This window comes from Deltaproteobacteria bacterium (genome assembly GCA_022340465.1).
Lineage (GTDB): Bacteria > Desulfobacterota > Desulfobacteria > Desulfobacterales > B30-G6 > JAJDNW01.
Genome location: JAJDNW010000127.1, coordinates 1 through 22,565, shown reverse-complemented (window position 1 = coordinate 22,565; position 22,565 = coordinate 1). Strand labels below are relative to the sequence as shown.

The 22,565-nt window shown below is 56.6% G+C and carries 21 protein-coding genes; 15 read left to right on the top strand and 6 right to left on the bottom strand.

Features of this window, described 5'->3' with window-relative positions:
• Nucleotides 1-4: 4 nt before the first annotated feature.
• Nucleotides 5-664 carry a TetR family transcriptional regulator gene (locus tag LJE94_17050; protein ID MCG6911811.1) on the bottom strand — a complete coding sequence of 220 codons (660 nt, stop codon included), beginning with the start codon at nt 662-664 and terminating at the stop codon, nt 5-7.
• Nucleotides 665-1,325: 661 nt separating this feature from the next.
• Between LJE94_17050 and LJE94_17045 the strand changes: the two genes are divergently transcribed.
• Both LJE94_17045 and LJE94_17040 read left to right on the top strand, forming a co-directional pair.
• Complete coding sequence (locus LJE94_17045; protein MCG6911810.1) at nt 1,326-2,321, top strand: glycine cleavage system protein H; 996 nt, start codon at nt 1,326-1,328, stop codon at nt 2,319-2,321.
• A gap of 225 nt (nt 2,322-2,546) precedes the next feature.
• Nucleotides 2,547-3,476 carry a hypothetical protein gene (locus LJE94_17040; protein MCG6911809.1) on the top strand — a complete coding sequence of 310 codons (930 nt, stop codon included), beginning with the start codon at nt 2,547-2,549 and terminating at the stop codon, nt 3,474-3,476.
• Between the two features lie 21 nt (nt 3,477-3,497).
• On the opposite strand, the gene LJE94_17035 is transcribed toward LJE94_17040, so the two are convergent.
• The 5 genes from LJE94_17035 to LJE94_17015 all read right to left on the bottom strand — a co-directional run bounded on the left by LJE94_17035 (nt 3,498) and on the right by LJE94_17015 (nt 9,117).
• On the bottom strand, nt 3,498-3,917 hold the full coding sequence (locus LJE94_17035) for a hypothetical protein (GenBank protein ID MCG6911808.1): 420 nt from the start codon (nt 3,915-3,917) through the stop codon (nt 3,498-3,500).
• Between the two features lie 133 nt (nt 3,918-4,050).
• Nucleotides 4,051-4,617 carry an archaemetzincin gene (locus LJE94_17030; protein ID MCG6911807.1) on the bottom strand — a complete coding sequence of 189 codons (567 nt, stop codon included), beginning with the start codon at nt 4,615-4,617 and terminating at the stop codon, nt 4,051-4,053.
• Nucleotides 4,614-5,957, bottom strand: a complete 1,344-nt coding sequence (locus tag LJE94_17025) for a sigma-54 dependent transcriptional regulator (protein ID MCG6911806.1) — start codon at nt 5,955-5,957, stop codon at nt 4,614-4,616. The genes LJE94_17030 and LJE94_17025 overlap by 4 nt, the downstream gene beginning before the upstream one ends.
• Nucleotides 5,958-6,171: 214 nt before the next feature.
• Nucleotides 6,172-7,701: a PAS domain-containing protein gene (locus tag LJE94_17020; GenBank protein ID MCG6911805.1), complete on the bottom strand. Its 1,530-nt coding sequence runs from the start codon at nt 7,699-7,701 to the stop codon at nt 6,172-6,174.
• Nucleotides 7,702-7,704: 3 nt separating this feature from the next.
• Nucleotides 7,705-9,117 (bottom strand): sigma 54-interacting transcriptional regulator, encoded by a 1,413-nt coding sequence (locus LJE94_17015; GenBank protein MCG6911804.1) that lies wholly within the window; start codon nt 9,115-9,117, stop codon nt 7,705-7,707.
• A gap of 209 nt (nt 9,118-9,326) precedes the next feature.
• On the opposite strand from LJE94_17015, the gene LJE94_17010 reads away from it, so the two are divergent.
• The 13 genes from LJE94_17010 to LJE94_16950 form a co-directional block, all read left to right on the top strand.
• Entirely contained in the window at nt 9,327-9,578 is a 252-nt protein-coding gene (locus LJE94_17010) for a sulfurtransferase TusA family protein (protein ID MCG6911803.1), read from the top strand.
• 12 nt (nt 9,579-9,590) lie between these two features.
• A complete protein-coding gene (locus tag LJE94_17005; GenBank protein ID MCG6911802.1) occupies nt 9,591-10,910 on the top strand; it encodes a (Fe-S)-binding protein in 1,320 nt (439 codons plus the stop codon).
• Nucleotides 10,911-11,013: 103 nt separating this feature from the next.
• The gene (locus LJE94_17000; protein MCG6911801.1) at nt 11,014-11,871 is read left to right on the top strand and encodes a methylenetetrahydrofolate reductase; all 858 of its coding nucleotides are present in this window, start codon (nt 11,014-11,016) and stop codon (nt 11,869-11,871) included.
• Nucleotides 11,872-11,938: 67 nt separating this feature from the next.
• A complete protein-coding gene (locus tag LJE94_16995) occupies nt 11,939-15,004 on the top strand; it encodes an FAD-dependent oxidoreductase (GenBank protein MCG6911800.1) in 3,066 nt (1,021 codons plus the stop codon).
• Nucleotides 15,004-15,447: a hydrogenase iron-sulfur subunit gene (locus LJE94_16990; protein MCG6911799.1), complete on the top strand. Its 444-nt coding sequence runs from the start codon at nt 15,004-15,006 to the stop codon at nt 15,445-15,447. Before LJE94_16995 ends, LJE94_16990 begins: the two co-directional genes overlap by 1 nt.
• A gap of 135 nt (nt 15,448-15,582) precedes the next feature.
• Nucleotides 15,583-16,251 carry a methylenetetrahydrofolate reductase C-terminal domain-containing protein gene (locus LJE94_16985; protein MCG6911798.1) on the top strand — a complete coding sequence of 223 codons (669 nt, stop codon included), beginning with the start codon at nt 15,583-15,585 and terminating at the stop codon, nt 16,249-16,251.
• Nucleotides 16,248-17,174 (top strand): methylenetetrahydrofolate reductase, encoded by a 927-nt coding sequence (locus LJE94_16980; GenBank protein MCG6911797.1) that lies wholly within the window; start codon nt 16,248-16,250, stop codon nt 17,172-17,174. Before LJE94_16985 ends, LJE94_16980 begins: the two co-directional genes overlap by 4 nt.
• A 77-nt stretch (nt 17,175-17,251) precedes the next feature.
• Nucleotides 17,252-17,635 carry a response regulator gene (locus tag LJE94_16975; protein ID MCG6911796.1) on the top strand — a complete coding sequence of 128 codons (384 nt, stop codon included), beginning with the start codon at nt 17,252-17,254 and terminating at the stop codon, nt 17,633-17,635.
• 37 nt (nt 17,636-17,672) lie between these two features.
• A complete protein-coding gene (locus LJE94_16970; GenBank protein ID MCG6911795.1) occupies nt 17,673-18,179 on the top strand; it encodes a hypothetical protein in 507 nt (168 codons plus the stop codon).
• Nucleotides 18,179-18,673 carry a hypothetical protein gene (locus LJE94_16965; GenBank protein MCG6911794.1) on the top strand — a complete coding sequence of 165 codons (495 nt, stop codon included), beginning with the start codon at nt 18,179-18,181 and terminating at the stop codon, nt 18,671-18,673. Before LJE94_16970 ends, LJE94_16965 begins: the two co-directional genes overlap by 1 nt.
• Before the next feature lie 2 nt (nt 18,674-18,675).
• Nucleotides 18,676-20,184, top strand: coding sequence for a PAS domain S-box protein (locus LJE94_16960; protein MCG6911793.1), 1,509 nt, complete (start codon nt 18,676-18,678; stop codon nt 20,182-20,184).
• A gap of 144 nt (nt 20,185-20,328) precedes the next feature.
• Nucleotides 20,329-21,804 carry a response regulator gene (locus LJE94_16955; GenBank protein ID MCG6911792.1) on the top strand — a complete coding sequence of 492 codons (1,476 nt, stop codon included), beginning with the start codon at nt 20,329-20,331 and terminating at the stop codon, nt 21,802-21,804.
• A 417-nt stretch (nt 21,805-22,221) separates the two neighbouring features.
• Nucleotides 22,222-22,565, top strand: a 344-nt coding sequence (locus tag LJE94_16950; GenBank protein MCG6911791.1) for an FAD-dependent oxidoreductase, incomplete at its 3' end; no start/stop codon positions are given.

Sequence of the window (22,565 nt, the reverse complement as noted above, 5' to 3'; positions counted from 1 at the left end):
TACCTCATCGTTGCATGGGTGTATTCCCGGCGGACGACGCAACCTCGTCGCCTCCGGTACCGATACCGCCTATAAAAAGGTCCACCAGCGGATCGGCCATGGTGACCAGATCGTATTGGCTGCCCGCATGGATCCAGGTGTTGATCACCTCGTCCACCGCACCAAGGATGAAACGCTTGACCAGACTCAAATAGAGCTCTTTACGAATCAGGCCCTCCTGCTGCCCCTGTTCCACGATTTCCGCCACGATGTCCAGGTACATGTCGGACATCTCCCTGATCTGCGGTTCCACCAAGCGGGTGCGCTGGTGGGTTAGAGACTGGTAAAGGATGGCCATGTTGCGGTCGCGCTGGAATTCGGCCAGATGCCGGCGGACCAGATTGCGAAGCTTGTCGACGGTGTTGTCGGCCTTGTCCACTTCCGCCCGGAAACCGTCGAAGACCTGCTTGGTTTTGAAATTGAAAAACTGCACCAGGATGTCGTTCTTGCTTTTGAAATAGAGGTAAATCGTTCCATCGGCAACACCGGCCTCTTTGGCTATCTGAGCGATCGTCGACTGAAAGAAACCCTGCTCGGCGAATATCTTGATGGCCGCCTCCAGTATGCGCCGATACTTGTCGTTTGATCTTCTGCGTTTATTGATGACGCACCTCCATGCATGCAAACGCTCTTTATCAGATTGCGTTCGTTGCGTTTTATGAATGAATATTCATTCATTTTACCGCCTAATATAGGGCTTGTCAAGCCTTATCGCCACATTTTCCCCACCGGCACATTATTTTATTATATATTTAATTACAAATAGTTATATACATAAACAACCATGTTTCTTTCCTTATTCAAAAAAAGGATGAGAAATGAACACAAACTCATTTTTGTTGTCGGATATCAAGACATAGGTGTCGTATTTTCCGACACAACCCGCCATCGCGTGCCGCGATGGCGGGCAACGCGGCCGCGCCGCTGCCGCTTCAATTTTTAACTATTTGAAATAAAATAATTTTAATCGAAATTCCTTACGCAAGAAAGGGATTTTCAGCTGGATCCATCCTCCCCATCGCGAATGGGGGAAGGAAAATGTTAGAGCAAAAGCCGCCGGCGTGTCGAAAAATACGACAAAAAAAATAGGGCCGCCCCCGTGGGATTGGCCGACAACATTCTGACAACTCCGGGCGTTGTTTATTTATTATATTTAATTTCATATAGTTACATTGATCCTGCTTGTTTTTCCGCGACGATGGCATGACCATTGCTCTATGTAAGGGGCAGATATCGATTACACGGCTGAACGTTTCAAAAACCAACAGATAAACAAGGAGGACATCATGGCAACAGACCCCCAAAACCGAAGAAACCGGGTCGGCTACGGATCAACCTACACCAAAGGCAATGGACGGGACCTGGGCAGGGGCGACGGTATTAGCACCGTTCTAGGTGGTCAGGTATGGAAAATAAAGCCCGATAAAAAGGCCAGGGAGGCCAACCCCTGCCTTTGGATGCAGGCCGGCGTCGTAGCGTTCAAGGGATGCAACAATTATTATGACTGTACCTCCTGTAAATATGACCAGGGCATGTGCAAGCAGGTAAACAGCGGCAAACAGATCAGCTGGCAGAACGCCATGCGTCGCAAACCGGAAATGGAAAGGATCTGTCGCCACAGCCTCACCAAGCGGATCGGCAACCGCGTTTGTGCTTACGACTACCAGTGCGCCAGCTGCGATTTCGACCAGTACTTCGAGGATGTCTGGTCAACCAAGACCAAGTCGTTGCCGGGGGCTTTCCAGCAGGTCAAGGGCTTCGAGGTACCCAAGGAGTACTATTTTCACAACGGTCATGCCTGGGCCCGCATCGAGAGCGGCGGCAACATCCGGGTAGGGCTCGACGACTTCTCACTGAAGCTTCTGGGAAGGGCCGATGCACTGGATCTTCCTCTGATGGGCAAGGAACTCGACCAGGGCAAGGTCGGCTGGGGGCTCAAACGCAAGGACAACCTGGCCGACGTGCTTTCCCCCATCGGCGGCGTGATTGTCGAAGTCAACAGCCAGGTGCGGGAAAAACCGGCCCTGGCCAACGACGAACCGTATGGCGACGGATGGCTCTTCGTGGTGCGCAATCCGAATATCAAGGGCGCCGTGAAGCCGTTGCTGACCGAAACCGACGCCCTCTCCTGGATGGGGCAGGAAGTCGACACCCTCGAAAAAATGGTGGAAGAGGCGGTCGGTCCACTGGCGGCCGACGGCGGTTTCTTTGAAGAGGACATCTACGGGAACGCACGCAAACTGGACTGGCACAACCTCACCAGGACGTTTTTGAAAACCTGACACCGATCATCGGTGGCCGGTGGGAACCTGCTCGGGCCTACCGGCCACCGACGGCTTACGTCTATCGTTTGGATCTTTTGAATTTCGGTCATTCGATATGGTTTTAGGATTTCGGACTTGGTGCTTGGATTTTCATTACCCCTATTACCGGCACAGCCAAATATCTCTGACCTGGCCCAAAGGGCCAGGATTTCAACACTTCATTAATAGAGGGAGCCGGAAGTCATGCAAAGGGCAGAAATAAAACAACAAAAGGGAATGGTGCCGCCGCCGGATTGCATCTGGATGCAGGCCGGCGTGGTGCGGAAAAAAAGCTGCAAACTGGATTATCGGTGCCGGTCCTGCCACTTTGACACGGCGCTGCAGCGCATTGCCGCCGAAAACGCAGCCCTGTCCGGCCAGGGGCGGCGCCCTGAAGGCAAGCGGGGCAACATCGTCACCTGGCAGCAAAAGCTCGCCAAACAGCCCCCGGGGAAACGCCCCTGCGTGCATCACATGAAAAAGCGCATCGAGTTCAGAACCTGCATCCACGACTACCATTGCAGCGACTGCGAATTCGACCAGTACTTCCAGGATGAATTCATGGTGCACGCCGTGGTCAAACCGGTGGCGACCACGAATATCCAGGGATTCAAAATCCCCCAGGGCTACTACCTGCACCGGGGGCACGCCTGGGTAAAGATCGAAGCGGATTCCGAGGTGCGGATGGGGCTGGATGACTTTGCCTTGAAACTGATGGGTCCTCCGGATGCCATCGTTGCACCGCTGGTGGGCAAGGCAATCACCCGCGACCGGGGCCAGATCGCCCTGAACCGGGGGGCCAACACCGCCCGCATGCTGTCGCCTGTCAGCGGCGTGGTCACGGCCGTAAACCCCCGTGTGAGAACCGACGGGGCGCACGCCGCCCGCAACCCGTATGCCGAGGGATGGATTCTGAGAATCCACGCGCCGGAACTACGCGAAGATCTGAAGGATCTCATGATCGGCGACGAGTCCCAAAAATTCCTGCAGGATGAGGTGGCCCAGGTCTACCGGGCCGTAGAAAAGGTTGCCGGCCCATTGGCAACGGACGGCGGATTTTTAGGCAGCGACATCTACGGCAACCTTCCGGCTCTGGGGTGGGACAACCTGGCTAAAACGTTTCTGCGCAGCTGAAAAAAAGCCGGGCTTCGCCGTTCACTGCGGGGCCTGGCTTTTTTCCCGGTAAAACATTCTTACATACCTCACGCTCGACAGTATCAGCGCCAAACCGATGCCGATGTACAAAATCGCCAACACCTTTTTCGGAAGCGTCGAATGGCGCAACAACGCCCCCATCGTTATCATGACAATAACAAGCACATAGCTTTTCCAGGGAATGAATGCAAAAAAACACCGTTTCCCGTTCATTTGGAGGATACGCTGCGCGTTTTTGTCCACTATCTTCAAAAACCCGAAATGGTGGACCACCAGCGCCAGCAATATGCCGGCAGCCGCGTACAGATACATGCCGGTATGCGATGCGGTCGACAGCCACGAAAAGGCCAGAAGCAAAAGCATGATGCCGACACCCTCCCACACGATGCCGGCAAGCAACAGCAGAACGGTTCTGGTCACGGCGGGTTTGAATCGGTTTGCTGGGCTGGTTGGGTTCATTGTTATTAAGGAAAATCAATTCTAATGTGAGACGCGGTCCCCATGCTGCGCCTCACGGTTTACGGTGCACGGTGTACGTTTCACGTCTAACGTCTCACGTTTCACGCTTCGCCAGCCGTTTGCGTTCGTCTTCCACCAGCACCCGGCAGTAGCGGCAGAGGGCGTTCGTTTTGCAGTCCACGTCCTGGGTGCTGCGGCAGTAGTGCATGATGCAGGCCTTCTCCTGGCAATGGCGCAGCTTGAAGGTGTGCCCCAGCTCGTGGATGGCTTCCTTGACCATGCGTTCCCGGAAAACGCCCTGTGCATTGCCGGCCATGCCGGCGGCATTGAGCCGACAGGTGGAGACGATACAGGCGACACCCCCCAATTGGGCCTCCCCGAAAACATAGGTCAGGATGGGAATGAACAGGTCCACCTCGGTGATGCCCAGCACCTTGACGGCTCCGGGCGGCGCCTTTGCGGCCAGGGCCTCCAGAATGCAGGTGGAATGGTACTGATCCCGTTCCGGATCCCTTGCGAATTCAACGTCGTCCAAAAGGGCCACCTCCCGGGTGGGATAACCGAAAATTTCCTGAATCCGATCCTTCAACGGTTCGATCCAAGCCGCCGGCAACGGTCCAATGGGCGCAATGGCAATAAACGCATCGGACATGATCGTCATTCCGGCTTCTTGAGGGCGTAGCGTTTAACCTTGGCGTAAAGCGTCGACCGGTCGACCCCCAAAATTTTTGCGCTGCGGGCGATATTCCACTGGTTGGCCGCAAGGATGTTCTCGATATGGTCACGTTCCACATCTTTCAGGGAGCTGCCCGGAAAACAGACACGCTCCGCCGCATTGAAAAACGGCAGATCCTGGGGCCTTATCTTGCGCTCCTTGCCGATCACCACCGCACGCTCGATGGCATTTTCCAGCTCTCTGACGTTTCCCGGCCACTCGTGCAGCATCATTTCATCCAGGGCATCGCGCCGGATCCCGTTCACCGTCCTGTTGGCCTCCTGGGTAAAACGACGCACGAAGTGCTCGACCAGCAGGGGGATGTCCTCCTTGCGTTCGCGCAATGGCGGCATCCTCAGGGAGATGACATTCAGACGGTAGAAAAGGTCTTCCCGGAAATTCTCTGCTCGAATCGCCTTGGTAAGATCCCTGTTGGTGGCGGCAATCACACGAAAATCGGTTTCGATGGGCTGCGTCCCCCCCACACGGTAAAAAACGTGGTCTTCCAGAACCCGTAGCAGGTCGATCTGCATACGCATGCTGATTTCACCGATTTCGTCCAGGAAAAGCGTCCCGCCGTGGGCCAGTTCCAGACGCCCCTTCCTGGTCTCCTTCGCGTCCGTGAAAGCCCCCTTCTGGTGGCCGAACAGCTCGCTTTCCATGAGGTGTTCGGGAATGGCGCCGCAGTTGACCACGACAAAAGGACCTTCGCACCGCGGGCTGTTGGTGTGGATAGCCTTGGCTGCCAGGCCCTTCCCGGTCCCGGTTTCACCGGTAATCAGCACGGTGGAATCCGTGGGGGCGACGTCCTCGACCATCTGGAAAACCGTCTGCATGGGTGCCGACTGACCGATCATACTTTCGAAACGGGTTCTTTCCTTGTAGTCCTCGCGCAGGAACTGGTTCTCCCTGCGCTGCGCCTGCTGGGCCAGGATCTTTTCGATGAGCAGCCCCAGTTCGTTTGGGTCGAAGGGTTTCAAGAGGTAATCCTGGGCACCCGCTTTCATGGCCTCGATGGCCGTGGAAATGGAACCATAAGCCGTAATCATGACCACGGCGACGTCCGGATCGCTTTCCCTGACCCTGCGCAGCACCTCGAGTCCGCTCATGCCCTCCATTTTGATGTCCACCAGCATGACATCGAACTGCTTTTTCAGCAGCCGCGCCAGCCCCTCCTCCCCGCTGGCGGCGGTCTCCACATCGTGGCCGTCCCTTTCGAGCCAGGCGGCCAGTGACTCCCGCAGAACCAGTTCATCATCGACTATCAGGATGGATGTGTCGCTCATGCGTGTACTCCATTTCTAGTGTTCACGTATTCAAAACGTAAAAGCAGCGCAACCAGCATATAGATTTCGGCAGTGTGGCTGTTTAGGTATTTGAGCCGCCGGGGTATTTTTTCCGCTTTATCCGGGTTGGGTATCTATTTGTTCAAACCCCATGATGTTTGCGAAAGATTTTGTTTTCGGGCTTGCATAAACCCCAGCGTTGCAACGGTAGGAGCTACTGCACCGGCAGTTCAATTGAAAAGACGGCGCCCTGCCCCGGTTGTGACACCACGGATATGGACCCCTTGTGCTCCTCGATGATGCCGTAGGCCACCGAAAGCCCCAATCCGACGCCCTTGCCCTTTTTCTTGGTGGTGTAAAACGGTTCGAACAGGTTTAACTTGCTCTCTTCATCGATGCCCACACCCGTGTCGCTGAAAACAAGCCGGACGCGGTCGTTTTCAGGCAGATAAACGGTCGCAATGGTCAGTGTCCCGCCGTTGAAGCCCTCCATGGCCTCGACGGCGTTGGAGACACAGTTCATGCACACCTGCTGCAGCTGATCCTCGGAACCGTTTACATCCGGCAGGGCCGGATCGAGCTCTTTTTCGACGACAATGTCGTTCAGCTTTAAAAGATTGCTGTTCAGCAGCAGCACTTTCTCCACCAGCCGATTGAGACTCAGGGGCTTCATCTCCATTTTGGACTGGCGCGAAAAGGAAAGCAGGTTGGAAACGATGCGGCTGATGCGTTTGGTCTCCGACTCGATCAGATCCAGATAGCGTTTAAACGCCTCGATGTCCCGGCCCTGCATCGGCCCCTCATGAATGATGCGCTTCATCAGCATGGTGAGGTTCAGGATGCCGGCATTGGGATTGTTGATTTCGTGAACCACCGATGCGGAAAGCTTTCCCAGGCTGGCCATCTTGTCCTGCTGAATGAGTTTGGCGTGGGTTTCCTTCAGTTGCCTGGTCCTTTCCTCCACCATCTGCTCCAGGCGCCTGGTGATTTCCTCCTCCTCTTTCTTGCGCTCCGTAATGTCGCGGCTGATTTCGATGAATTTGGAAATGCGGCCGTCCTCCTCCCAGATGGGATAGATGGCGACCTCGAAATAACGCTGCTCGCCCTTGCGATTCAACCGGTTCAACACGCGTATGCTGGGCCTTTTTTCCCGGACGACCGTGTTCAGAGGGCAGGCCAGGTCACCCACCAGGCAGGGGGGGCCTCCCCGGCGATACACCTCGACGCATTTTTTCCCCAAAAGCTCCTCACGGGTAAAACCCATTTTGGCCATGAAGCTCTCGTTGGCATCCACGATCTCCCTGTCAGGCGTAAAGACGACGATCAGGTCCTGGATACCGTTCAAAATGGTCTCCAGCTCCTCCTTGCGCCGCCGCAACCCCCTTTCCTGCACACGGATGGCCTTCCAGAAAAGCTCGAAGGTGTGATAAGCCATGACCCGGATGGTTTCGGGTCTGGTCCCCAGGACATCTTCCAAAACGCTGCGGTCCGGTGTCAGGATAATGATGAGGTCGATGTGGTTTTCGGGACGGTAGAGAACGGTGTAGTCGGTTTCGGTTTTCAGGCCCCTTTTCCGGGCCAGCACCATCCCCGGCGTTTCAGGGTCGGGGTCGGCCACGGCCACGATGTGCGACCGAATCTGGTTGTCCACATACCCCTGGCTGGTTTTTTCGATAACTTCCTTGCAGTAGGTTCCGCCGCCCACCAGGGCGATGTTGGTAATAGAGCTATTGCCTGTGTTCATCCGTTATTCCTTACTGGATGTGCCGCCTTTTTTCATTTTCACCTGCTGGGTGGTGTCCACGCCGAAACGCTTCATGCGGTTCCACACGGTCACCCGCGAAACGCCTAAATATGTTGCAGCCTTGGACTTGTTGCCCCCGGCCCTTTCCAAAGCGTCGACCAATTCCAGTTTCTCCAATTCGTGTGGGCTGACCGACGGCTTCCGCACCGCCGTCTTCCTGGGGGAGCGGGGTCGGTAGACCACCGTGGGAAAATGAAACGGCCGTATCATGGATTCCTGGCAGGTCACAAAGGCATATTCGAAAGCGCTCCGAAGCTCCCGGACATTGCCCGGCCAGGAGTAGTGCATGAGGGCGTCCATGGCCTCCTGACTGATGCCTTCGATCTTTTTCCCGCTCTTGAGCAGCATCTTTCTGAAAAACGCCTCCGCCAGGAGCGGGATGTCCTCGATACGCTGGCTCAGAAGGGGCAGATGAATCGGGATCACGTTGATCCGGAAGTAAAAATCCTTCCTGAAAGCGCCCGCTTCCACCAGCTGCAGGAGATCCTTGTTGGATGCCGAGATGATGCGCACATCCACGGGGATGGGGGTGCTGTCGCCCACGCGCTCCACCGTCTTTTCCTCCAAGACCCGCAAAAGTTTCACCTGGGTCGACAGGGGCATGTCGCCGATCTCGTCGAGAAAGATATCCCCCCGGTGCGCCTTTTCGAAACGGCCGGCCCGGTCTTTGTAGGCCCCGGTGAAGGCGCCCTTGACGTGGCCGAACAGCTCACTTTCCAGGAGCGATTCGGTCAGACTGGCGCAGTTGACCTTGACAAAAGGTTTGCCCCGGCGCATCCCGATGTCGTGGATGGCCTTGCTGACCAGCTCCTTGCCGGTGCCGCTTTCACCGTGAATGATGACCGGCGCGTCCGAATCGGCGGCATTTTCGATCAGGTCGTACACCTGGCGCATGGCCGGCGAGCTGCCGATGAGCCCGTGAAAACCGTCCTTGGAGCGCAGCTCGCGGCGAAACGCCTCCAGCTGGCTGTCTTTTTCGATGATCTCGGTTATATCGGTAACCGTCTCCACGGCGCCGATGGTGTTCCCCTCGTTGTCCTTTAATATGGATGCATTTTTCAGGGCGTGTATCCGTCGCCCCCCCTTGGTCCTGATGACGCACTTGCGCTTTTTGATGTTCCCGCTTTCGAACAGGGTGCACCAGTGGCCGTTATCGTTCGAACGGGCGCTCTTGCAAATGTCGCAATTGAGCACGGTGCAGGGGCGGCCGATCAACTCCTCCCGATCATAGCCGGTAATGGTCTCGAAAGCGCGGTTCACGGAAACGATGGCCCCCTGGGTGTTCACGATCATGATGCCGTCACGGATCGTGTTGACCACCGTTTTCCAGTATATGTCCAGTTCATGGTTGAACATTTAGTGTAAAGCCCTTAACACGTGTAAAAGAGGATTTCCTTAACAGTTTAACGGTCGCTTGACAACCCCCGTTTCGTTCACCCCCGGATCATTGCACCGAACCCACCGTTTTTCAATGAAAAAGTATTTTCACCCCGGATCAGGCAAAGTTGGCCCCGATTTTGCAAAATTCACCTCCCTGACCAATGGAACCAGGAACGCATTGAAAAATGAAAGCAAATTACACCCTAGATTTCAGGGGTTCGATAACCCCGATCATGCTTCTAAAAATGACACAGATGTTTTCCAAAATGAACGCGGAAGATATTCTGGAAATCCAGGGGAGCGACCCGGACACCCAGAAGGACCTTTTCAGGGTGCTGCCGCACGCTTCCTACGAGCTTATTTCCGTGGACACCTCCAGCGACATGGGGATGGAATATTTTTACCGTATTCGGTTGAAAAAACGTGCAAAGGAGTAGAGAGGAAAAGCAATGGAAGAGAAACCAATCAGACTGGAAGGCAAGCAAAAGAGCATTTTCATGGACAAGGTCAAAGAGCTCCTGCCGGAAGGCGGCAACCTTAACCTGTGCCTGACCTGCGGCGCCTGCTCATCGGGCTGTCCGGCCACCGGGTTGGAAGGTATGGACCCCCGCAAGTTTCTACGCATGGCCGCCCTCGGCATGGACGAGGAAATCCTGAGCACCAACTGGGTGTGGATGTGCAGCATGTGCCAGCGGTGCATCTATGTCTGCCCCATGAAAATCGACATCCCCCAGCTGGTGTACAACGCCCGCGCCGCCTGGCCCAGGGAGGAACGTCCCAAGGGTATCCTGGGATCCTGCGACATGGCCCTGCGCAACGACAGCACCAGCGCCATGGGCGCCACGCCCGAGGATTTTCAGTTCGTGGTGGAAGACGTGCTGGAAGAGTACCAGGAAGCCCAGCCGGAATTCGCCGAGATGCAGGCGCCCATCGACAAGGAGGGTGCCGAATTTTTCCTCAACCAGAACTCGAGGGAGCCGGTGACCGAGCCCGACGAGCTGCTGCCCCTCTGGAAAATCCTGCACCTGGTCGGTGCGGACTGGACCTACGGCAGCAAGGGGTGGGCCGGGGAAAACTACTGCATGTTCCTGGCCGACAACGACAGCTGGGAGCACATTACGCGCACCAGCGCCAAGAAGGCCGACGACCTGGGGTGCAAGGTCTTTCTCAACACGGAGTGAGGGCACGTAACCTTCTCAGTCCTGGCAGGACTGAAAAAATTCAACATCGAGCACAACTTCGTCGTCAAAAACATCTATGAATACTACGCCAAGTGGATCCGCGAGGGAAAACTCAAGGTCAACTCCGACTGGAACAAGGACTTAAAGATCAAGTTCACCGTGCAGGATCCTTGTCAGATCGTGCGCAAATCCTACGGCGACCCCATCGCCGAGGACCTCAGGTTCGTGGTCAAATCGGTGGTCGGCGAAGAGAATTTCGTCGACATGACCCCCAACCGGTCCAACAACTACTGCTGCGGCGGCGGCGGCGGCTTTCTCCAGTCCGGATTCAAGGAAGAGCGCCTTGCCTACGGCAAATTGAAAGACGAACAGATCAAGGCCACCGGCGCCGACTACTGCATCGCCGGCTGTCACAACTGCCATGCCCAGATCCACGAACTGAGCGAACACTACGGCGGGAATTACCCGGTGGTTCACCTCTGGACCCTGATCTGTCTCTCCCTCGGCATCCTCGGACCCAACGAGCGTGAGTATCTGGGGGACGATCTGAAAGAGGTAAACGTCTTTCATCCGGAAACGGCCATGTAAACGAGCTTTCAAGGACCGGGCACGGACGGATGGCCCCGCCGTCCGCCCATGCCTTTAACCAAAGATCAACCTATCAACCCTATATATAAGGATGAGATGAATTATGAGTCTTCGCAAACGTTTGTCGGCAGGTGAATTTGTTGTTCTGGCCGAGATGCACACCCCCAAGGGGGTCAATATATCCAAAATGGTAATGGATTCCCGCCGCATCAAGGGTCGTGTGGATGCCGTCATCATCCCCGATATGGACAACGGGGTGATGAAGATGAGCGCCCTGGCCGGAGGCGTTCTGATGCACCAGCAGGGCATCGAATCCCTCATTCACGTCTACGGCAGGGACCGCAACATGCTGGCCCTGCAGGGCGACCTTCTGGCCGCCCACGTAATGGGTATCCAGAACCTGATCGTCGTACAGGGCGAAGAGATGGCGGTGGGCGACCACCGCGACGCCCAGCCGGTCGACGAATTGGATGAAGAAGGATTGCTCAAGGCGATCCGTACCCTGCAGGAAGGCAAAGATCTGGCAGGCTTCGAACTGGATGGGAGGCCCGACTTCACCACCGGGTGCACCATCGCCTCCTTCACGGATGACGAACTGGCACTGGCCGGGAAAAAAATTGCCGCCGGGGCCCAGTTTATCGTCACACCGCCGGTTTTCGACCTGGATCTTTTCAGGACCTTCATGGAAAAGGCTAAAAATCTGGGCGTCCCCGTCATCCCGACGGTGTTTCTGATCAAATCCGTGGCCATCGCACGCTACATCGCCACCAGCGAACCGGACGCCAACCTGTCGGAAGATCTGATCAAGCGTATTCGTAAAGCCCCTGATCGGGAAATGGAAGGTATTAAAATCGCCGGTGAAACCGTCGCCGCCCTGCGCGGCGTGGCCCAGGGGGTCAGAATCCAGACCCTGGGGTGGGAACATCGCCTCGCTTCGATCCTGGATGTGGCCGGGCTGTAAAAAAACCTGCCGCCTCTTCGGGGCGGTACAACCACAAACAACAAACCATGAACAGGAATAAACAGGTATGCTGAACAATAAAGAACCAATGCCATCCCATAAGAAAATACTCGTGGTTGGCGGGGGTATCGGCGGCATCCGCGCCGCCATGGACCTGGCAGAATCCGACCGGAATGTCGTTCTGGTCGACAAGGCCGTATCCATCGGTGGTCTGATGACCCAGCTGGACCGCACCTTTCCCACCAACAACTGCGACCTGTGCACCATATCTCCGCGCCTCTCCGAGGGCGGCCGCCAGGATCGCATCGAACTGATGACCATGACGGAAGTCAAAGGCATCAGCGGCGAGAAGGGTGATTTCACCGTCCATCTGAACCAGTCCCCCCGCTACATAGACCTTGATAAATGCACGGCCTGCGGCGACTGCCACACCGCTTTTCCGGAATGTGTGAAGTTCCATCCAGGACTGGATCACCGGGCACCAACCTGCATGCGGTATCCACAGGCCACCCCGCAGGCCTATGCCATCGATATGGAAAAGTGCCAGGATGTCAAGGCCCTGGAAAATGTGTGCAAAGCCGGCGCCATTGTGCCGGACGATTCGCAAAAAGAGCTGGAGCTCAACGTGGGGGCCGTCATTCTCTGCCCCGGGGCCGCGGTGTTCGATCCCTCGGGCCTGGACAATTTTGGATACAGCAAAAACCCGGACGTGGTCACCAGCCTGGAATACGAACGCATCCTTTCCGCCTCCGGCCCGACCCAGGGGGAGCTGGTGAGGCCGTCGGACGGCAAAAAGCCCGAGAAGATCGCCTGGATCCAGTGCGTTGGTTCACGCGGCATTCAGAAGGGTGCGGCTTCCTACTGCTCCAGCGCCTGCTGTATGTTTGCCCTGAAGGAAGCCATCGTTACCAAAGAACGCTTCCAGGATACCATCGAAACCACCATCTTTTACATGGACATACGGACCTTCGGCAAGGAATACGAACAGTACCGCAACCGGGCTGAAGATGAATTCCATGTCAACCTGGTTCGCAGCCGCCCCCACAGCATCTTACGCAACGCCGAGGGCGGGCTGGACATTACCTACCTGGTGGAAGACGGCACGCCGTCCAAAACGGAAACGTTCGACATGGCCGTTCTATCGACCGGCTTCCGCGTTGCGGACGATGTTAGAGAAATGGCTCTGGCCCTGGGCATCGAGTTGAACGAGCACAATTTTGCCAAAACCGGCGCTTTCAGCCCGGTGTCCACCTCCGTACCCGGCATCTACGCCTGCGGTCTTTTCGAAAGCCCCAAGGACATCCCTGAAACCATGATCCAGGCCAGTGCCGCTGCCTGCCTGGCCGCCGAGGAAAGCAGTCCCGTCGAAGCCGCCGTGAAAGACGGCGACGAATACGGCGAGGAAGACGGCGACGAACCCGTCCGCGAACGGGACGTCAGCGACGAGGATCCTAAGGTCGGCATCTTCATCTGCGACTGCGGCCTGAACATCGGCAGCGTCGTGGACACCCAGGCCCTGGCGGATTTCGGACTCAGCCTGCCTCAGGTTGCCGTGTCGGTGGTAGCCGGCCACGGGTGCAGCAAAGCCGCCATGGACAAGATTCAGAAAACCATCGTCGAAGAAAAGCTCAACCGTGTGGTCATCGGCGGTTGTTCGCCCCGGACCCATGAGACCAAGTTTCAGGACCTCTTGCAGCGCGCCGGCATCAACAAATACCTGGTCGAAATCGCCAACATCAGGGACCAAAACACCTGGGTCCACGCCAACGACCCACAAGGGGCGTTCAAAAAGGCCCAGCATCTCATCCGCATGGCCGTTACCAGCGTTGTGAAGGCCCACCCCTTGATGGAGCACTCCCTGCCCATGAACAAGGACATCCTGGTGGTCGGCGGCGGTGTCACCGGCATGAACTCGGCCCTGACGCTGGCCGATCAGGGCTTTAAGGTGTTCCTGGTGGAGAAAAGCGCCCAGCTCGGCGGCATCGCCATCAACATCCAGAAAACCATCGACGGCGAGCGGGTGGCGCCCTTCATACAGGCCCTGGCCGACAAGGTCAAGGCCCACCCTTCCATCGAGGTGGTGTTCAATGCCATCATCGTCGACCACACCGGCATGCCGGGCATGTTCAAAACCGGCCTGCAGATCGCCCCGCAGATGTACTACCGGCAGATCGAACACGGTGTCACGATTCTGGCCACCGGTGCCAAGCAGAACCGGCCCGACGAATATTTGCTGGGGCAGCATCCCGACGTGATGACACAGCTGGACATGGACGGTATGCTGGAAAAAGATCCTGACCGTGTAAAAGCCATGGACACGGTGGCCATGATTCAGTGCGTGGGTTCGCGCTGTCCCGACAACCCCGACTGCTCGCGCATCTGCTGCCAGGCAGCCGTCAAGAACGCCCTGGCCATGCTCGACCTCAATCCGGATATGCGCATTTTCGTCCTTTACAGGGATATGCGCACCTACGGCTTCCTGGAAGATTACTATCTGGAAGCCCGCAAGCGGGGAGTCATCTTCGTGCGCTACGAAAAGGATGCCCCCCCCGTGGTGGAAGCGGCCGAAAAAGGCGTCACGCTGGCCTTCGTCGATCCGATCCTGGGACGCGAGATATCGCTTGCGGCAGACTGTCTCTGCCTGAGCACCGGCCTCATAGCCGATGACGAAGCCACCGAAGACCTGGCCATGATTTTCAGGCTGCAGAGAACCCAGCAGGGGTTCTTCCTGGAAGACCACGTCAAGCTGCGGCCGCTGGATCTTTCCATACCGGGCTTCTTCGTCGCCGGAACGGCCCACGCGCCGAAAAATATCAAGGAAAGCATTGCCGACGCCCAGGCCGCGGCCGGGCGGGCCCAGGCCCTCTTGGCCAAAAACACCATCGAACTGGGGGCCGCCGTCGCCCGCGTGGATGGGACCAAATGTGCCGCCTGCCTGGTGTGCGTGCGGGCCTGTCCTTTCGACGTACCGTTCATCAACGCCGACGGATATTCAGAAATCGACCCGGCCAAATGCCATGGCTGCGGCGTCTGTGCTGCCGAATGCCCGGCCAAGGCCATTCAACTGATGCAGTTCGAAGACGACCAGATCCTGGCTAAACTGGACGGGCTCCTGGAAAGGATGGTTGCATAATGGAACAATTTGAACCGGTTATCGTGGCCTTTTGCTGCCACTACTGTGCCTATACGGCCGCGGATATGGCCGGCAGCAAGCGCCTGCCCTATCCCGCCAATGTCAACATCGTCCGCGTGCCCTGCTCGGGAAAAGTCGACGCCATTCATTTGATGAAAGCCTTTGAAAAAGGTGCCGACGGCGTCTATGTCGCCGGCTGCCTGGAAGGCGACTGCCACTTCAAAAACGGCAACACCAAGGTTGCCCGGCGCGTCGCCTACGTCAAAAAGCTGCTGGATGAAATCGGTATCGGCGGGGAACGGCTGGAAATGTACTACATGTCCGCCGGCATGGGGGAACGTTTTGCCCAGGTGGCCAGGGAGATGACGGAAAAAATACGTGAATTGGGGCCCAACCCGACCAAAGCCCCGTTAACACAAGATAACGGGGAAGCGGTGGCCTGACGGCCCGCCGCGGCCCATCAGCACAGGCCACGGCAGCGACTCCGCGAAAAACGGGGGTTGCCCTGCATACCGGCGCCTGAAGCACCGGCATCCTGATCAGTGGGGGACCTCAACACCAAAGGAGAGTGAAGCACCATGATAACAGCTGAAAGAAAACCTCTGGAAGAAATTGTCGAAAGCATAAAGCCCTTCCATCGCATTCTGCTCGTGGGCTGCAACGAATGCGTCACGGTGTGTGCGGCAGGCGGCCGTAAGGAGGTTGGTCTCCTGGCATCCGCCCTGCAGATGAATTTCATGAAATCGGGCCAGACCATTGACATCAAGGAATTGACCCTCGAAAGACAGTGCGATCCGGAGTATGTCGAGGAATTGAGCACCCATGTCGATCAGGCGGACGCCGTGCTTTCCATGGCCTGCGGCTGCGGGGTCCAGGAGATTGCCCGGCGTTACAAGGAAAAGCCCGTCTTCCCGGCGGTCAACACCAAATTCATGGGCGCCTCCGAGAGACAGGGGGTGTGGGCCGAACGGTGCCAGGGATGCGGCGACTGCCTCCTGGGAATCACCGGCGGCATATGCCCGATTGCGCGCTGCTCCAAAAGGCTGCTCAACGGTCCCTGTGGCGGATCCACCGGCGGGAAGTGTGAAATCAGCCCGGAAGTGGACTGCGTCTGGCAGCTGATCTGGGATCGGCTGAAGGCCCTCGGCATGGAAGATCGGTATGAAGACATCATGCCGGCGAAAAACTGGCAAACTGGCCGGGGCGGCGGACCCCGCAAGATCATAAGAGAGGATTTGGCAGAATGAAAACCGAAAGCAAACTTGAAAAAGTATTGGCATCAGGAAATTTGGCAGTGACCTCCGAGTGCGGCCCCCCCCGGGGCGCCGTTCCGGAAAAAATCAAAGAAAAAGCCGAAATGCTGAGAGGCTACGTGGATGCCGTCAACGTGACCGACAACCAGACGGCCATGGTGCGCATGTCCAGCTTTGCCGCCTGTGTTTTCATCAAACAGATGGGTATGGACCCGATCCTGCAGATGGTCACCCGCGACCGCAACCGTCTGGCCATGCAGGCCGACATCCTGGGCGCCTACTCCCACGGCATCGACACCATGCTGTGCCTGTCCGGTGATCACCCGCACTTCGGCGACCACCCCGAGGCCATCAACGTCCACGACATCGACTCCATCCAGTTCGTGCAGATGGTGCACAGGATGCGTGAAGAGGGAAAATTTCAGGGCGGCGACGACATTCTCAACCCGCCCAAGATGTTCATCGGCGCCGCCGCCAACCCCTTTGCCGACCCCTTCGAACTGCGCGTGGCCCGCCTGGCCAAAAAAGCCAAGGCCGGCGTGGACTTCGTCCAGACCCAGTGCATATACAATTTGGACAAGTTCGAAAAATGGATGAAAGGCGTCGTCGACCGCGGCCTGCACGAAAGGGTGGCCGTCCTGGCCGGTATCACCCCCATGAAAACGGCCGGCATGGCCCGCTACATGAAAAACAAGGTGCCGGGGATGGATGTCCCCGATGAAGTCGTGGATCGCATGGCCGGCGTGCCCAAAGACAAGCAGGCCGAGGAAGGCATCAAGATATGCGTGGAAGCCATCGAGCGCCTCAAGCAGGTCGAAGGCGTCGCCGGATTCCACATCATGGCGATCGAATGGGAGCAGAAGGTGCCTGAAATCGTCGAAAAGGCCGGCCTCTACCCGCGGCCCGAAATCGTGTAATCACGGTTCACAATGTGATTGACGTTCTATATGTGCCCGAAAAATAGATTCAATACGTTATCAAGGAGGAATAAAAAATGACTGACAAGCAACTGATACTGGTGGTGGACGACGACCCGGATCTGGTGGAGTCCGTATCCATGAAGCTCGAGAGCGAAAATTTTCGGGTGGCCAAGGCCTACGACGGCGTTGAGGCCATGGACCGCATCAAGGAAGAGCGGCCGGCCCTGATCATCCTGGATGTCATGATGCCCCGCAAGAACGGCTACGAGTTGTGCGACGAGCTGAAAAAATCCGATACGTACAAGGATATCGTGATCGTGTTGCTGACGGCCGTGGCCGATGCCGTGACCTCTACGAGTTACACCCACATGGACGGCAAAACCACCCTGGCGGACGACTTCATCCCCAAACCCATCGAGCTGGACAAGCTCATGGAGATGGTCAAGGACAACCTCTAACCGGCCGGTGCCGGCGTAACGCACGGTTGCAAATCGGATGAGCGAAAAACTGCGGGTAAACGGCATCAAATTGAGCCTTGAAATGACCCTGATCACGATCAGGGCCGTTTCGGGGGAAAGGGATCCGAACGCACATTTTCTGAAATTGATGGGAGAGAACCGGGTAAACCTGCCACTCCTTTGCGCAACGGCCCGGGGTGGTGAAACCGCGGGCTCCTACTGCATATTGACCGAAGATATACCAAGAGCAAAAAATGTCGTCTCCGGTGACAACACCCTGACGACACACATTCAATTCCTACCATCTGTTGGCAGTATCTCGGTTTTCCCCCACAATTTCAACCTCGAATTCCTTGGCCTGATGCTTCGGCTCGTGGGTGAGGCCGGTGCTCCGCTGCATGCCCTGGCCACCTCGATATCGGCCCTGTGTCTGGTAACGGATTTTTCCCTGCTGGAAAAAACAGCCGACTGTATTGCCGGGCATGTAACCCTGCCTGGAAACCATTCGCCTTTCCGCCCGGACATCCGTGTGAAATCGATGTAATGGAAACCATTGCCGTTTACTGGGAAGAAACCATAAGAACCTACGGCTTTCAGGTGGAAAAAGGCCTGTGCCTCGTGCGGGCCGATGTTGACCCCACACAACTCCCGGACCTGGGCCGGTGGCTTGGCGAACTGGGAAAGGCGGCGCTGCGTTTCCGATTGGTACTGGTCCACCAGCCCGAAGCGGGTGCGTTGCGGCTGCACCTTGTTTGCAGCGGCGAGTGGAAGGACCGCCTGACGACATCGCCGTCGCCGGTGTTCACGGATGACGCCCGACACTACCGGGTTGATTATCCCGTTGAAATGCTTACTTTTTACGGGCCCCATTTTGGGGACCGCTACGGCATCGCCCATAAGGCCTGCGACGCCCTGGAAAAGGAAGATATCCGCTATATCGCAACGGGATGCTCGGCCGCTTCGGTGCATTTCGTTTTCCCGGAAAACAGGGCGGACAGGGCGGCTGACGCCCTGGGGACCGTCTTCAAAACGCCTTGAATATGAATGATAAACTGATCAAAGAGATGGACTGGCGGGTCAGGGTGTTCGACTCCCTTTCCTTCCCCACGCTGATCATCAAACCGGACAAGTCCATCCTGACGGCCAACCAGATTTTCCTGGAAACACGCAATCTCACCAAGGAACAGCTGGTGGGCAAAAAATGTCACGAAATCTTCTACGGCGGAAAGGTCTGCCCCAACGAGGTGTGCCCTCTCAACAAAGTCGTCAGCGAAAAAAAGGGGCAGTCCATCCTGCGCCGGAGCTACTCCCTGACCGGCAAGCAATTCTGGGAAGACCGGGTTTTCTCGCCCATCCTGGACGAAAATGGCAACGTGGACTACATCATGGAAAGCCTCCGCGACGTCACCCGACTGAAGAACCTGGAAGTCACCCTCAAGGAAGCCGAGGCCTTTCTGGAAAAAATCATCCACGGTTCACCGGTCGCCATCGTGGCGGCGGACAGCTACGCCAACATTCTGCTCATGAACCCTGCAGCCGAGGAACTGTTCGGCTACACCCAGCGGGAGGCGATCATGTCCATTCCCGTTGAAAAGCTGTACCCTGTCGGAACGGCCAAGGTAATCATGAGGCAGCTGCGCAGCGGAAGGCAGGGCGGCAAAGGCAAGCTGCTTAGCACCAACACGAGCATACTGAATGCGGAAGGCACGGAAATTCCGGTCGAACTCAATGCTTCCATTATTTATGAGGGCGACTCCGAGGTCGCCACGGTGGGCATTTACAAGGACCTGCGCCCCATTATCGCCATGGAGGAGAAGCTCCGCGAGGCCAACTCGCAGATCGTTCAGTCGGAAAAGATGGCTTCTCTGGGTAAACTGGCCGCCGGCGTGGCCCATGAAATTAACAACCCGCTGACCGGCATCCTCCTGTATGCCAACATGGTGCTGGACGGCATGGACGCCGGCGACCCCTACCGTAAAAAGCTGAAGAATGTGGTCGAGGACGCCAATCGCTGCAGTGGAATCGTCAGGAATCTTCTGGCCTACAGCCGGCAGACCAATGCCCTGCGAAAGCCCCTCAGAATCAACGATCTGGTCGACGAAGGCCTCGCCCTGATTCGTGACCAGAAACTCTTTATAAACGTCAGCCTGCTGAAGGACTACACACGGGAGGACCTTTTCATCAAGGTGGACGAGAACCAGATGGCCCAGGTGATCATCAACCTGGTCATCAATGCCGTGGATGCCATGGACAAACAGGGCGTCCTCACCCTGCGGACCTACCGGGACGAACAAAAGAAGGCCGTTTGCCTGGAAGTTGCCGATACGGGTTGCGGCATACCGAAGGGCCACCTGTCCAAGATCTTCGACCCCTTTTTCACCACCAAGGAGCCCGGCCTGGGAACAGGCCTTGGTCTGAGCACCGTGTACGGCATCATCAAGGAAAATCAGGGCGAAATAACGATCAAAAAGACCGGTGCGGACGGCACCACCTTTTTACTCCGATTTCCGGAGCACCTCACCGGTTTGGAGGAGGCGCTGATCGGGTAGCGGCGGTCGGCAGCACAGGGCCTTGCCGGCATGCCCGATAACGCCGATAAGGTCATTGCGAATCTAAAATCGCAGGGCTGAATCCCTGACCGAATATATTAAGCATAGCAATAAATATCAAATAGTTAAAAAAGGTTTTGAGCCATGCCCCAAGCAACCGAAGCACAGCAGCGATACACCCCCAAAATACTCGTGGTCGACGATGAAAAACGCATCCGGGAAGGCTGCCGTGACGTGTTGTCCCAGGAAGGCTTTCATGTAGCCTCCGCCGAAAGCGGACGGAAGGGCCTCGATATGATCGCCCGGGAACACTTCGATATCATCCTCCTGGATCTCATGATGCCCGAAATTTCCGGCCTGGACGTGCTCCCCAAAGTGAAGGTCTCCCACCCGGACACTGTCGTCATCGTCATCACCGGATACGCCACCATCGAACACTCCATCGAAGCCATGAAATCCGGTGCTTTCGATTTCATCCCCAAACCGTTTTCCCCGGAGCAGCTCAAGGTGGTGGTAGCAAAGGCCATCGAGTACACCCGGGCGCTCCAGGATATTGCCAAGGAAAAATCGCGCATGCGGGGGCTGATCAACCGGCTGTCGGACGGGGTTATGGCCACCGACGCCCAGCTGCAGGTGGTGCTGGCCAACCCGGCCTTTTTGAAAATGATCGGCCGGTCCGGGGAAAAAGTCGCCGGGCGCCCGGTTCAGGAATTCATCGTGTCTGAAGAACTTCTGGAGATCATCGACCAGGCCATCGCCATGCCCACGGACACCGACACGGAAATCGTGCGCGAAATCCGCACGGAAGCTGCCGGCGAAACCGATGAGATATTCCTGAACGCCCACTGCGCACCCTTCCGGGATCGCACCGGCATGAACCTGGGAACCATCACCGTGCTGAACGACATCAGCACGCTGAAAAAGCTGGACCGCACCAAATCGGACTTCGTTTCCATGGTCTCGCACGAGATCAGAAGCCCCATGAACTCGGTTCTCATGCAGCTCAAGGTGATCATGGACGGACTAGCGGGGGACGTTTCCGCGAAGCAGATGGAAATCCTCGGAAGGGCCTCCAAAAAGATCAACAGCCTGGTGGAGATGTCCTCGGAGCTGCTCGACCTGGCCAAAATCGAATCGGGCCTGATCACGCTCGAAAAGGAAGCCGTCCAGTTCAACGACCTTCTGGAAGAGCAGCGGCACTTCCACCAGGAAAGCGCCGCCGCTAAAAACATATCGATCCGTTTCACGCCGGTACCCGGCCTGCCGCCTGTCAATGCCAACCGGCGCAACATGGAGGAGGTCGTCGCCAACCTGATCACCAACGCCATCAAATATTCCCGGGAAGAGGCCGTCATCGACCTATCCGTCGCGCTGGCGAACGATTTCCTGTGCATCGGCGTCAAAGACACCGGACCGGGCATTGCCCCCGAAGACCTGGAGCACATCTTCGACCGCTTTTACCGGGTGAAAAACGAACGCACGCGTTACATTACCGGCACCGGCTTAGGCCTTCCCATCGTCAAAAAAATCGTCCAGGCCCACCAGGGCTCCATTCAGGTGAAAAGCACGCCGGGAAAGGGGAGTTTTTTCCAGGTCTATATCCCACATATGGCCGGATAAACCTCATCGTTGGGGTAAATACCCCGATAGGGCTTTGTTTGTTGCGTTTGTCGAGTTACGATCGCTAGCCCAAATAACCCGGTAACTCAATAAACACGCTAACTCAAGTAACCCAATCAGCCCGCCACCCCACATATACCCGGCGTCGGCATTGCAGCCCCGGCACCCCATTTCCTGCCGCATTTTCCTTGACTTCCCTCTTGGAATTGTGTCATAGGCACACTCATTGCTCTTGGTGCAAGACGTTTACAATTGAATCTGAAAAACACGTTGGGCCATTCCGGTACCCGCCGAATCGGTTATTAGCGGCTATTGTGACAGCGACGGGACGGGTTGGTTTATGCTAAAAATGATAGCGATTCAGCCGTTATATCGCTATCTTTTTTTCCAATTGCAAATTCATAGCAAGGAGTGAACATGGGTGCAGAAAAAGGTAAGAAAAACGGGTCTGTTCTTGTTGTGGGCGGCGGCATTGCCGGAATGCAGGCGTCGCTTGACCTGGCCGATTCCGGCTATCTTGTCCACCTGGTGGAAAAGTCGCCCGCCATCGGCGGCGTGATGAGTGAACTGGACAAGACCTTTCCAACCAACGACTGCGCGATGTGAATTATTTCACCGAAACTGGTCGAGGTCGGCCGGCATCTGAACATCAACCTGATCACCAACTCCGAAATAGAAAAAATCGAGGGTTCCGCGGGCAATTTCAAGGCCTTCATCAACTCGAAGCCCCGCTACATCAATCCCGACGCCTGCACCTCCTG